We start from the raw sequence: 13,302 nt of genomic DNA on the forward strand, positions 1-13,302 counted from the left end.
ATTATGATGCAATTCTCGATGATACAGTCGAGTTGTCGGTCATTCTTCCTTGTCCCCCAAATCCTCCTTGTCTGCTAAACTATCAATTTTTTCATCTTTTATCATCTTTTGGCCGCCCCTGCGCTGCCGCATCTGTTTGGCTTTGGTTTGCAAATCGCTGAACTCGTCATCAGGTTTAGTTTCGGCTGAACTAGCACGACAACCGGTATCTATCGGGACACCCGTTTGAGAGCCGCTTTCCGATTCACTCACGGCGGCCCGCTGCTGATGCTGTTTGGCTTTTTCCTGCAACTGAGCTAAGTAATCGTCTGTCTGACTTTCGACCTTGGGAAGCTCTGGGGTAATGGCAATTATTTCTTGGGGTTCGGAAAGTTTTTTTTCAGAGGTTTCTTGTTTGCCAATCCTCAGTTTATCTTTCTTTTGCTGCAATTCTTTAAAGAAATCAGATTCTGTGATTTCTGCGACTTGCTGTTCTTTTTTGGCTTGGTCTATTTCGATTTTGAAGACTTGTTTTACTCGATCGCTAATTGCTTTCCCGTATCCGGCTTTATTAAATCTCTCTGCTGATACAATGCTACCGCCAGTTACGATTAATGCTAAGGCTGGCGCTGCCACAGGCACCCACCCTCCCAACAGAAAAATCCCAAAGCCGATCGCGCAGCACCCGGACAGCAGTGCTCCAAATGTCACCGTCAACTTCGCTGGGTGAGCCATCCGGGATGCCAAGGTTCCTCCCACAATTGACCATGCCGAAATCCACATGATTTCTGCCCATTCCGGCCAAAACCAAAACATCGGTCTGTTGTCTAAAACTGCACTCAGAATTTGGCTGACTACTTGTGCGTGTGCCACGATCCCCGGCATGAATTGGTTTTTTTGCTGTCGCCCACTGTAAGGAGTATAAAATAAATCTTTAACGGTTTCTGTGGTGTAACCGATGAGAACTATTTTATCTTTAACTAAATTTGGGTCAACTTTCCCTTCTAAAACATCGGTAATTCTGACTTGGTTTGCGACTTGCCGCCTGGAACGATAGTTAATTAATATTTGATATCCCCTGACATCGGCATTTTTGTATCCTCCGTCATTGCTTGCTAGTTGTTTTAATTGAGTTTCTCCCAGCCATAAAGATTGATCTGGTGCCAGTTTGGGATAGATTTTTTGCCCTTGCAGGTAGCGGAGTGCTAGCTGGAGGTTGAAGGAATATAAAACTTGAGAATTGTCATTGCAAAGATGTTTTTGGGCAGAAGAGTTGCCCTCAATTTTCGGCGGTTTCATAAATAATAAAGCCCTGCGGAGTATGCCACCGGGATCGACTCCGAAATCTGCAAATCCCACCCGGTTTTGTGGCAGCCCCGGCGCAGGCGGAGAACCGGGATTGTCCGGGCTTCCGTCGGTGACTAAACATACCCCGATCGTTCGATCGCTTTTTTGTAAAAATTTAGTCAATTCCTCGCGCCCGTCTCCTAAAGGTACGTCTCGCAGTACATCTAAACCGATGACTGCCGGCTGCATTTTTTCCAGTTTTTGTAAGATTTCAGCTATTTTGCGATCGGATATTGGCCACTGATTCAGTTTCTGAATGTCTGCTTCGGTAATCCCCACAACTAGCAAACGCGAGTCTGGCTGTTCATCGGGACGCCACCTCACCATTTGGTCATAAGCGCTTAATTCTACTGGTTCGAGTATTCCTAGCTGTCTGGCTCCCATCAAGGATAATGTTACTGCCGCGCTGGCAATTAATACAGACTTAGCCAAGAAGAGTGATGGTTTATACCTTTGACTCACTTGAGCCACTGCCGATCGAATTTTGTTAGATATTTTACTCATTATCCCAGCATAAAAGTTTGACTCGTTTCTGGAACAGCAGTTGTTTCACATTCCCCACCTGCCGGAGACTTCCTCCATCTTAGAACACTCGGAAACTCCGACCGCTTTGTTACAAAAATTTACCTTACGTAGCGACCAACTGTATCCAATGATACTTGCGACCTAGGCAACCGGATTTTTCCGACAGAGAATCCACTTGCCGCTCGAATTAATTAATGTTATTGATGATATGTCAAGGTATAAATTGTGTATCTGCGCCCTCGACTAGCATCTCAAAAATATTTATCGCCATCAGCGAATGCCTGTGTTTGCAATTATAGTGAAAGGTACAACAAAATGAAATGTTTTCTACATCGGGCTACACTTGCCGTCGCCGTATCTGCGATCGCAGCTACCCTACCCAGTTCACTTGCACCGATGCGCGCACAATCCCAGCCGCTTCTGCTGAGTCAAAATGTTAATTTCAAGCCTCCCGATGTAACAGCCCCCGCCAACCGACAAGGAGGAACACATCGCGGCAACAAGCTTTGTCCAGCGGGTTTATCTATTACTCCTTTAGTACCTCCAACTAATATCGGTTTAACCCTAACGGATTCTCCCACAATTTTTGTCTATGTTCCTCAAACCTCTGCAAAAATAGAGTTTACTGTGCTCAACGACAAGGAAGAGGAAGTCGTCTACGAAAAAACATTTAAACTAGACAAATCTGGGATTGTTGGAGTTACTATTCCTGCTACCGTGGACAACAACAAATCCCTTGAAGTTGGTAAGCGATACGTGTGGTCATTTTCGCTAGTTTGCGACCCCGAAGACCGATCTGCGGATTTAGTTGTTAAAGGGTTCGTGCAGCGAATTGAACCGCAGGCAAATCTCAAGAGCGAGTTGGCAAATCCCGACCCCATGACTAGGCTCAACGTTTATGCTCAAAATGGGATTTGGTACGAAACTATCGCTACTTTAGCCCAAATGCGGCGCCAGACACCGGGGGATGTGAAGCTGACAGCCAAGTGGACGCAATTATTGCAGTCCCAAGGACTGGAATCAGTTGCAGCTCAACCACTGGTTGCGCCTCTTTAAATCTCGCTATTTCTTGAAGTTTTGTCGATCGGCCGATGGCGATGTGAAAATTGACCACGAATTTCTTCATGTGGTACCCGCCACGTGATTTATCCGTGGAATGAATCCAAAATCCAAAATCGAAAATCCTCAAGAAAGAGCATTTATCCGTAGGGTCGCCTCTAAAATCTAAAATCTAAAATCTAAAATCGATTGACAAATTTACTCGATCGCGCCCGGAGCTAAAACTCCGGGTTAACATTAGAGATGTACTCTATAAATATTTCTACAAGTTGGTGGAAAAATGAAACGTTTTATAAATTTTACTGCACTGGTGATGACTGTATTGGCGATCGCCGTTACTCTCCCCAGTTTGCTGACACCGATGCAGGCTGGACCCGCACCAATCCTGCTGAGTCAGAATGTTAATTTCACACCTCCCGATGTAACAGCCCCCGACAACCGGCAAGGCGGGACGCATCGAGGCTGTCAGTTGCGGGAAGGTTTATCCATTACTCCCTTAATACCTAAAAGCAATATTGGTTTAACGCTAACAGAGTCGCCAACATTTTTTGTATATGTTTCTCAACCAGCGGCTCAAGTAGAGTTTATTTTGCTAAACGAAGATGAATCCGAAGTAGTTTACGAAACTACTTTAAAAAATGACAAAGCCGGAATTGTTGGAGTTAGCCTTTCTGAGAAAGACAAGACAAAAAATATTGAGGTTGGTAAGCGATATGTGTGGTCGTTTGCGCTAGCCTGCGATCCTCTGGAGCGTTCTGGAGATTATATTGTTAAAGGATGGATGCAGCGAATTGAACCCCAGGCAAATCTCAAGAACGATTTGGCAAATCCCGACCCTATGGCTAAGGTGATTGCTTATGCTAGAAATGGGATTTGGTACGAGACTCTTGCTACTCTAGCCGAAATGCGACGCCTCGCACCCAATGATTCGCGGCTGACGACCGAGTGGACGCAATTGTTGCAGTCCCAAGGACTAGAATCGATCGCAGATCAACCGCTAGTTCAGTCTTTTTAATAACGACTCTTGACCAATCATTGCTGAGTGTTTGCATAGTCAATTCTTCAATTATTCAATCCAGTGACCGAAAGCAGCCAGGGTACAAGCCCCCGTTCTTATCCTGGTACAACCCAAAAATACTATCCGATAACCAGTCCCCGGATTCATCAGTGATATCGCTTTCTTCAATTCTCCAATTCTTCAATTCTTCAATCCAAAATCCAAAATCTAAAATCTAAAATCGATTGATGGCTAATAACTTTCCGACAATTCTAGCTCTTGATTTTGACGGTGTGATTTGTGACGGACTAATCGAATATTTCCAAACCGCTTGGCGTACCTACTGTCAAATCTGGAAACCAGTCGAAACAGTGCCCGATCCAGATTTAGCTTTGAGTTTTTACCGAGTGCGGCCCGCCATCGAAACCGGTTGGGAAATGCCACTGCTAATCCGCGCACTGCTGACAGGAATTTCTCCAGAGCAAATTTTGCTAGAGTGGCCCAATATAGTACCGTATTTGTTGACCGAAAATAATTTAAAAGCGCAATCTGTCGGTGCTATGTTAGACGGATTGCGCGATAATTGGATTGCTGAGGATTTATCTGGGTGGCTGTCTTTGCACCGCTTTTATCCAGGGGTTGCCGATCGCTTGCATTCGTTGCAAGGGAGTTCTGTGAAAGTGGCGATCGTCACTACAAAGGAAGGCCGTTTTGTGCGGGAACTTTTGCAGCTAGCAGGCGTACAAATGCCGCAGGAGTTAATTTTTGGTAAGGAATACAACAAGCCGAAACACCAAATTTTGCGGGAATTTTTGGCTGCGTCTGGCAAAGATTCGACTATTTGGTTTGTGGAAGACAGGTTAAAAACTTTGCTGTCGGTGAAGCAGCAGCCGGATTTATCTCAGGTGAGGTTATTTTTGGCTGATTGGGGTTACAATACTTTGCCAGAACGGGAATCTGTGGCTCAAAATCCACCAGTTCAATTGCTTTCTCTGTCGCAGTTTGCCGGAGATTTTGCCGATTGGCTGCCGATCGACTGTTGATGTTAGATTTGTTCACAGTGGTGATTTTTTTCGCTTTTCAGATTTTAAAAAAAATCACAAAAATTTACATTTTTTTGGTTGACTTTTGCGGCGTAGACATGGTATTTTAATATAATGGGATGGTGGCAAAAATATTATTTTTGCCACCATCCGATTATAAGATAAATATAACAGAAATTTCTCAAAAAAGCAAGCCGATCGACAAAAAAAAAAGGTTTTTTTTTAGACTATTGCAGGTACTCTTGACCTCAAAAACCTGGTTTTTTTACTATTTCTGGGGGCGCGCACGCACGAAGTGTTTTAGTTAATTAAACCGCGTCTATCACAAAAAAACCAGATTCGGAACCAAAAAATTGAAAAGTGTTTTGATAATTTATCAGCTTGAAAGCTTTCTAATATTGAGACTTAAAACCCATGCTCGATTTAACTAAAGCAGCCAAGGCAATGCAGGGAATGAGCCAACATTTGAATGTGGAAGCGGCTGCCGCTCGCCAACGTTTGGAAGTGGCTCAGAATTTGCTGGTAAAGGCTGCAGCGGAACAGGAAAAATTGGTGGAATTGCAAGAGAATTGGCGCGATCGCACTTTATTCAATGCTGCCACGCCGATCGAGCCATTGTCCGATCGTACCTACATCACCGCACCCCCCGCCGCCCACACAGTCTTTGCCACAGACGGATCGCAAATTTCCCCCAACCATCACGAAATAGCCTACTGCTACCTGTTAAACGTCGGCACAGTCATGCTGCACTACGGACAAAGCCGCCACCCAGTTTTAGACAGCGTACCCGAGGTTTTCTACAAACCAGAAGACTTGTACGGTTCGCGACAGTGGGGAATTAGAACCGAAGAATGGATGGGATACCGGCGAGCAGTTTCCGAAGCAATGGCCTTAGCAGAAATGGGCTGCAATTGGGCAAAAGTTAACGACAATAAATTGCCCGCGCCAGCTTTAGCAATGGTAGACGGTTCCCTGATTTATTGGTTTTTGGAACAGTTACCCAGCGAAGCGCGCGATCAAATTTTGCTGCCAATTTTAGAAGCTTGGGACAAGTTGCGTTTAGCAGGAATTCCCCTGTTAGGATACTTAAGCGCTTCTCGCAGCAGCGAAAGCTTATCTTTTTTACGGTTTGAAGCTTGCACCCACGAAGTACCAGACTGCATGACAAATTGCCCGAACGTCGGATTTGCCGCCACAATTTCTTTCGCCGATAAAGCACCTTGTCAAGAATTTGAACCCTTGCGGGATGCCATCTTGTGGGCAACAATCCTGTCACCGGGACAAAGAAGCCCTTTGTGGAAATCCCAAGCTCGAATTTTAGATTTGTACGGTGTTAATTCCGTCTATTTCTGTTACGTTCACGTTGGCACAGAAATTGCTAGAATAGAAGTGCCGGAATGGGTAGCACAAGATATAGCCCAGCTAGATTTAGCATTAGGAATGATGCTGGCTCAAGTACACAAAGGCGGCGGGTATCCGGTGACGCTAGCAGAAGCTCACAATCAAGCGGTAGTCACGGGGGGCGATCGCAGTCGCTTTTTCGCTTTGTTAGAGCAGCAAATGATTAAAGCCGGCTTAAAAAATGTCGGAATTTCTTATAAGGAAACACGGAAGCGCGGCAGTATTGCTTAAAGTAATAAGTAGAGTAGTCTTGGACGCAGAAACCGCGTTTTTACGGAAATACTGCATTTAAGCCTTTAACACAGAGAAAAACCCCGGTTTCTTTGGTATTGATGCGTAAGTTATGTAGAGTTAAAATCAAGTTAAAAATGTTATATGCCAATAGAATTAATTATCTTAATTGCTTCGTTACTTGTATCTTGGCTAGTCTTTAATTGGGCTTTTAAAGTGTTGAAAGCCAGCATCGGTACAGCGATTGGTTTAGCAGCAATTGTGCTGGCGATGCAGTTATTGTTTGGCATCGGCCCAAATCAGCTTTTCCAACATATAATTCACTTGCCGGAAACCCTGGGGAAAATGATTTCGGGCAAGTGAGCCGATGTTAGATTTTAGATTTTAGATTTTAGATTCTTTTAGATACCCGACTTCTTCCAGAAGCCGGGTATCTGAGGATTCCGAGAATTTTCCCTATTCCTTCTTCCCTCTTCCGACGGACATTGGACGGACATCCGTTACATCCGTTACATCCGTTACAAAATCCGTTGCCGAACTTCCTTCTTCCTTCAGATATTAACTTCCCAGCATTTGCAAATTGTACAAACTGGCATACAACCCTTGTTGCTGCAACAACTCTTCGTGGCTGCCAGATTCTACTAACTGCCCGCGTTTGAGCACTAAAATACGATCGACATTTCGGATAGTCGAGAGCCTGTGGGCAATAATTATCGCCGTTCTGTCAGCCATCAAACGCTCTAAAGCTTCTTGAATTAAAGCTTCCGTTCCCACATCCAAACTAGCAGTTGCTTCGTCTAGAACTAAGATACTGGGATTGCGAATAGCGGCGCGAGCAAACGCTAATAATTGCTTTTGTCCCCCCGAAAGATTGGTTCCCCGTTCCCGCAATTGCGTGTCATAACCTTGAGGCAACTGTTCGATTAAACGGGCAACATTTGTCTTTTCTGCTGCTGCTTGAATTTCCTCAATCGAGTAACTTTCTCCCAGGCTGATATTGCTCTTCACGTCACCAGCAAATAGAAAGCCATCTTGGATAATCACGCCTATGTGCCTGCGTAACTCTGCTTGAGGCAAATCCCGAATATCGACATGATTTACCAGAATCCGTCCTCGGCTAGGCTCGTAAAGGCGGCACAGGAGACGGATAATCGAACTTTTGCCCGCACCAGTGGGGCCGACTAATGCTACTTTTTCGCCGGATTTGATGGTGAAATTGAGGTTTTGCAGGACATATTCGTCTTGTTTGTAAGCAAACCACACGTTGTCAAATTGGATTTCTCCCGATTCAGAATTCTGCGATTTGGCATTTTCTCCCCCCCTTAGCAAGGTGAGATTGGCGGGGGGTGATTGGGGATTGTTAGGCACTAAACGATATTCTGAACTTGCTGGATTTTGATGATTATCTGCCAATTCTCGATCGAACGGAGACAAGTTGTAAGCAGTTGCCTCTGGATGTCCAGTTATCAACAACGGTGAATAACCGGCCCTTCTTCCTTCTCCCCTCTTCCCTCTTCCTTCTTCCCTCTTCCCTATTCCTTCTTCCTTCTTCCCGCTAGTTGGATCTTTAATTTCGATCGGTTCGTTGAGAATATCGCTAATGCGTTCGACAGCGGTAAATCCTGCTTGAATTGCAGTGAATTTCTCAGCAAATTGCCGCAGCGGATCGAAGAGACGCTGAGCAAATAAAATAAATGCCGAGAGAGTACCGAAGTTAAGATTACCGGCTAAAACTCTTTGGCCGCCCATCCACAAAACGGCTGCAATCGCCACTAAAGCAATCCATTCTAATGTCGCAGATACGGCTGAGTCGTAAAATATAGTTTTGTCAACTGCTTTAATGTAGCGTTTATTTGTGACACGAAACAATTGTGAATTGAAGCTTTCGCGCCGGAATAGCTGCACTACGCCAATACCAGTAAGGTTTTCTTGCAGTTGGGCGTTGAGCTCGGAAAGTTCTTCTCTGGTATTGTAATTTGCTATGCGATATTGGTACTGAAAATAAACTATAACTGCGGTAATTGGTATCATCATCAGCACTAACATTAAAGCTAGTTGCCACTGCATGGTAAACATGAAAATGGCAATTACTAAAATTGAAAATAAATCGCTGACAATGCCGATCGCCCCTGAAGAAAAAACCTCTCCCAAAGCTTCTACATCGCTGGTGAGGCGAGTCATCAATTTACCGACAGGAGTGCGATCGAAAAATCTCACTGCTAGCGAGGTGACGTGGGCGAACAAATCATTTCTAATATCTGTAGTAATTATTTGCCCTACTTTAGTGACTAAATACCCTTGAAGTGATTGCAGTGCTAATCTAAGTGTTATAGTTAGCATGAGCAAAACTGCCAAAATATTCAATGCAGCAGATAGAGGCACTCCCCGCAAGAATTCGTAGGTAGGTTCCGAGCGAATTACCGAAATTGCCTGTCCGATGAGAATGGGTTGAATTGCTCCTGAGACTGCTAGCGGTACTAATAGTACGATCGAAATAATCAGCAAGCGTTTGCTGCGGGTTGCGTAAGATGCCAACCTCATGAATAACCGCCAGTCTGTTTCCTGGCCGGATTTGTTTTTGGTGTCTGCTACTGGTGAGGAAATAGTCATTGATGGCAAAAACTGTACAATATATCTAGTTAATAATTGTAACAAATAAAATGAATATTTGGCACTACTATCAGTAACAGGCAAGATGCCTGTTTCACAAAGAGTGTTTTCTTGTAACAGCAGGTTGGGTTGAGGAACGAAACCCAACCAAAATGTTTGTATGCTGACAAAACTGGTATTATAATCTACTGATAGAACTTATATTTATCATGCAAGAGATAGAGACAGCCAGATTGTATCTGAGACAATTTACGCCAGACGACTTAGATGAGCTGTACCGCATCTACAGCGATTCAGAAGTGATGAAGTATTTGAGCGAAGGCGTCAGAAATAGAGAAGAAACAGCAGCAGATTTATTTGAGATAATCGCAGATTGGGAAAAACACGCTTTCGGTTTGTGGGCTGTTGTCTATAAAGAAAATAACCAATTGATCGGCGATGGGGGGCTTCGCTTCTTAGGCAAAACACCTGAAGTAGAAGTCGGTTACGTGTTAGCAAAAGCGTATTGGGGGAAAGGTTTAGCATCGGAAGTTACAGCGGCTAGCCTCAAGTATGGATTTGAAGTATTGAAACTAGAAAAAATTGGATCTGTTGCACATACCGAAAACCTCGCCTCGCGGCGGGTAATGGAAAAAGTGGGGATGAGATACCAGCATAACCTAGACCATTCCGATCGAGTATATTATTCAATCTCGCGAAAAATCTACCAGTCAAAAGTAATTGAGTTGAGTTGAGAAAGGAAATCCAACCACTATTTTTGTAGCAAGACTTATCAAAACTGGTATCATAATCTAGTGGTAAAAATTATATTAATCATGCAAGAAATAGAGACAGCCCGATTGTATATGAGACAATTTACGCCCGACGACTTAAATGAGCTGTACCGTATTTACCGTGATGCAGAAATAATGAAATACTTGAGAGGAGTTAAAACTAGAGAAGAAACAGAAATCGCCATTGATACCATGCTCAAACGTTGGGCAGAAAACAACTTCGGAATGTGGGCTTTAGTACATAAAATAGACCGTAAAATGATTGGTCGCTGCGGACTGGCTTTTCTAGACCAGACACCGGAAGTTGAGCTGGGCTATGCGCTAGACAAAGTTTATTGGAATCAAGGATTGGCGACAGAAGCATCTTTTGCTAGTCTAAATTATGGATTTAAAATATTAAATCTGGATAGAATAGTTGCGATCGCCCGCCCAGAAAATATCGCCTCCCAGCGGGTAATACAGAAAGTTGGCATGAAATATGAAAAAAATGCTCGTTATTACGAAACTGATGTACTATATTATTCTATATCGCGAGAAAGTTACCAGGCAAAAGTAGTTTTGTAAGGCGTGCGTTGCACACCTTACTGCATTTAAATTACTCACATTGCAATTTGTCATTATTTCCTGCTGACAACTACGAAGTCCTTTGCAACTGCTTGTTAACTTTTTGAATTTTCTTAGCAAAATACTCTTGTCTGTGTCCCAATTTTTTAGCCACGTCCAACCCTTTTTGATAGGATTCCAAAGCTTTATCGTAAGCCTTCATCTCCTGATAAACTTGACCGATATTGTCATAAGTGTTCATCAATCCGTAGAAATTGTAAGCCCGCTCTTCTAACAGCAACTGCATTTGATAAATCCGCAAAGTCGGCTCCCACTGCTTTTGCGATCGATAAAGTAATGCTAATTTATCTAAAGCTTCGCTAGCTTGGGCATACTGTTGAATGGGGACGGCTAAATTGTAGGCTTCCTGATAGTATTGAGCTGCTAAGTTGATTTGACCTATGGTTTGGTAATCACTGGCGATCGCAATTTTGAGCGGTGGTATAGCGCTGGGAGTTTGTAAGTTAAGATACACTGAGGCTAGTTTTTCCCTTGCTGCGATCGCCTTTAGGGGTTGTTTCGACTGCTGGTAAACATAGGCCAACTGTCTCAGAGTATCTACCTCAGTTGGAGGAGTTACAGGCTGTGGCGGTGCGCCGTTTCCCGCAACAACAGCAGAAGTTTGCACAGCAGAATTAGCAGCAAATAAATCGCGGTTTTCCTGAATTAAAGTTGCCAATTCCTCATACACGGGAGCAGCTTTATCGTAACTCAACCAATTAATGTGAATTAGCCCGATCGCCTTTAAAATCTGACCTTGGGCCAATATATCTTGGTTTTGGCGCGCATTTTCGAGAATTTCTTGGTAAACTTCTACAGTCGGCCCTTTAGCGCGCACCTGCTGAAAAGCCGCAGCGAAGGCGGGTAGCAACTCAGTATTAAGTGGTACTTGGGATTTGACTTCTTTTTGAATTGCTTGCAACCGTTTGGTAATAAGCTGTAGTTCGAGGTTTTTACCATTACTCCAAGCAACACTTCCCACCCGACTCAAAGCAGCAATTTCCGCCGCCGGGCCCAGATACCTCCGCAGCCGCAATTCTCGGAACCAAATTTCAAAAGCACCCGCGCCGTCTCCAGCTTGCAGTTTAGTCGCTGCTTCTAAGTTTAACTCTTCCAAAGCCGCTGTCAGTTCGTCCCGCTGAGTGCTGCTCAAAGATTCGTTAGCAGGAGCTAGGGGATCGGGTGTGGTAATTTCTAGAGGATTAGGAGAAAATTGATCGAGGGCTGGTGGATTAGTTTGGGCGCTAGCAATAGAACCAGCACACAGCCACAAGAAAAGCAAGCACCCAATTGGTACAGAACTTCTCATTCTTAAAATTTGGTTGCCGCGATTCGGCATCTTTTCTGGAAACATCAAGTTTTGCATATCTACAAAACGGTATAAATTATGTCACAAAGATGGCACAAAAGCAAACAGTTCAACAAGAGCAACAAAATAAATGTCACCGCACTGAGCAATTATTGGGATTTAAAGACGCTGGGCGATCCTCTTCGTTGGCGTAGCCCCCGTAGGGGCGGGCTTCGCCAACGCATTTTACGCTTATTTAGTCTAGCCCTAATTCTCTTAACTGTTTGCACAGCTTGCGCCCCCCCTCCCGCAGTTGCAAAAGACCGCTCTTTTCCAGAATTGTCCCTAGAATTTTTGGGCGAGTACGAATTGCCAAAAATGAATTTTGAAGGAGTACCCGTCGGCGGTTTGTCAGGAATTACCTACGATCCCAAAGGTATTAGCGAAGTCACTTCCAAAGCTTATCGCTTTTACGCTCTTTCCGACGACCCCAGCGAAAACGGAGAAGCGAGATTTTACAGTCTCCGACTCGACCTCACATCAAGTGACCCAGCAAATATTCGCCTGAAAAAAGTTACCGTTGACGGCGTTACCTCCCTCAAAAAATCAGACGGTGAAACCTTCTCTTGGGGTTCCATAAATCCCGAAGGCATCGCCCTTTCTCCCCGCAATTCAATATTTGTCGCCAGCGAAGGCGTTACTCATGTGGGCATCCCTCCTTTTCTCGGAGAATTTGACCTCAAAACCGGGCAAATGCGGGGAAATTTGCCGATACCAAAGCGCTATATTCCCGATGCCAGCGATGAAAAACAGCAGCAAGGAGTGGTGGACAATTTAGGTTTTGAATCTTTAACTATCGACCCAGAAACCTTTAGTCCAGGCGGTCTAGACCCGTTTCGTTTGTTCGCAGCTACGGAAGCCCCGTTAATGCAAGATTTAGACCCAGAACAGGCAAGCAAACTTCGTCTTTTACATTATATCATCGTCGATAAAACGCCGCAATTAGTCTCAGAAAATCTTTACACACTAGACCAGGTTCCCATGACTATTTTGAACGGTTTAACAGAATTAGTGACAATCGGTGGCGGTCAGATTCTGAGTTTAGAACGTTCTTTTGGCCTGTCGGGATACAGCGCTAGGATTTATCAAGTAGCGGTTGGGGCGGCTACAGATACTTCGAGAATCCAGAGTTTCAAAGGACGAGTGGCCGTCGAACCTGTTAAGAAAAAGTTGCTCCTAGACTTAAGCCAACTCGGAATTCCGCTGTACAATTTAGAGGGGATGACCCTCGGCCCGCGCTTGCCAGATGGCAGCCAGAGTTTAGTTTTGGTCAGCGATGACAATTTTGATGAAGCGCAGAAAACTCAGTTTATCTTGTTGAGTTTGAAGGGCAAAGGTTAAGTCAGAAGGGCGGGCTAGAAGCCCACCCCACCCCACAATAAAATT

The 13,302-nt window shown here is 44.4% G+C and carries 11 protein-coding genes; 8 read left to right on the forward strand and 3 right to left on the reverse strand.

Features of this window, described 5'->3' with window-relative positions:
- Positions 1-39: 39 nt before the first annotated feature.
- Positions 40-1,830, reverse strand: a complete 1,791-nt coding sequence (locus tag QUB39_RS03630) for a CHASE2 domain-containing protein (protein ID WP_333053035.1) — start codon at positions 1,828-1,830, stop codon at positions 40-42.
- A 336-nt stretch (positions 1,831-2,166) separates the two neighbouring features.
- Here QUB39_RS03630 and QUB39_RS03635 point away from each other — a divergent pair, with 336 nt between their 5' ends.
- The 5 genes from QUB39_RS03635 (at position 2,167) to QUB39_RS03655 (ending at position 6,945) form a co-directional block, all read left to right on the forward strand.
- Complete coding sequence (locus QUB39_RS03635; protein WP_333053034.1) at positions 2,167-2,907, forward strand: DUF928 domain-containing protein; 741 nt, start codon at positions 2,167-2,169, stop codon at positions 2,905-2,907.
- A gap of 283 nt (positions 2,908-3,190) precedes the next feature.
- Positions 3,191-3,925 (forward strand): DUF928 domain-containing protein, encoded by a 735-nt coding sequence (locus QUB39_RS03640; RefSeq protein WP_333209718.1) that lies wholly within the window; start codon positions 3,191-3,193, stop codon positions 3,923-3,925.
- Between the two features lie 230 nt (positions 3,926-4,155).
- Positions 4,156-4,950, forward strand: a complete 795-nt coding sequence (locus QUB39_RS03645; protein WP_333053032.1) for an HAD hydrolase-like protein — start codon at positions 4,156-4,158, stop codon at positions 4,948-4,950.
- Between the two features lie 414 nt (positions 4,951-5,364).
- Positions 5,365-6,582 carry a DNA double-strand break repair nuclease NurA gene (locus tag QUB39_RS03650; RefSeq protein ID WP_333209719.1) on the forward strand — a complete coding sequence of 406 codons (1,218 nt, stop codon included), beginning with the start codon at positions 5,365-5,367 and terminating at the stop codon, positions 6,580-6,582.
- A gap of 144 nt (positions 6,583-6,726) precedes the next feature.
- Entirely contained in the window at positions 6,727-6,945 is a 219-nt protein-coding gene (locus QUB39_RS03655) for a hypothetical protein (protein WP_242720424.1), read from the forward strand.
- 195 nt (positions 6,946-7,140) lie between these two features.
- Here QUB39_RS03655 and QUB39_RS03660 read toward each other — a convergent pair whose 3' ends face one another.
- A complete protein-coding gene (locus QUB39_RS03660; protein ID WP_333209757.1) occupies positions 7,141-9,192 on the reverse strand; it encodes an ABC transporter ATP-binding protein in 2,052 nt (683 codons plus the stop codon).
- Positions 9,193-9,401: 209 nt separating this feature from the next.
- Here QUB39_RS03660 and QUB39_RS03665 point away from each other — a divergent pair, with 209 nt between their 5' ends.
- On the forward strand, positions 9,402-9,926 hold the full coding sequence (locus tag QUB39_RS03665) for a GNAT family N-acetyltransferase (protein WP_333209721.1): 525 nt from the start codon (positions 9,402-9,404) through the stop codon (positions 9,924-9,926).
- Positions 9,927-10,007: 81 nt separating this feature from the next.
- Positions 10,008-10,529, forward strand: coding sequence for a GNAT family N-acetyltransferase (locus tag QUB39_RS03670; protein WP_333209723.1), 522 nt, complete (start codon positions 10,008-10,010; stop codon positions 10,527-10,529).
- Positions 10,530-10,599: 70 nt separating this feature from the next.
- Here QUB39_RS03670 and QUB39_RS03675 read toward each other — a convergent pair whose 3' ends face one another.
- Complete coding sequence (locus QUB39_RS03675) at positions 10,600-11,934, reverse strand: tetratricopeptide repeat protein (protein WP_333209725.1); 1,335 nt, start codon at positions 11,932-11,934, stop codon at positions 10,600-10,602.
- 21 nt (positions 11,935-11,955) lie between these two features.
- On the opposite strand from QUB39_RS03675, the gene QUB39_RS03680 reads away from it, so the two are divergent.
- Complete coding sequence (locus QUB39_RS03680) at positions 11,956-13,257, forward strand: esterase-like activity of phytase family protein (protein WP_333053023.1); 1,302 nt, start codon at positions 11,956-11,958, stop codon at positions 13,255-13,257.
- Positions 13,258-13,302: the final 45 nt, after the last annotated feature.

This window comes from Microcoleus sp. AT8-B5 (assembly GCF_036705565.1).
Lineage (GTDB): Bacteria > Cyanobacteriota > Cyanobacteriia > Cyanobacteriales > Microcoleaceae > Microcoleus.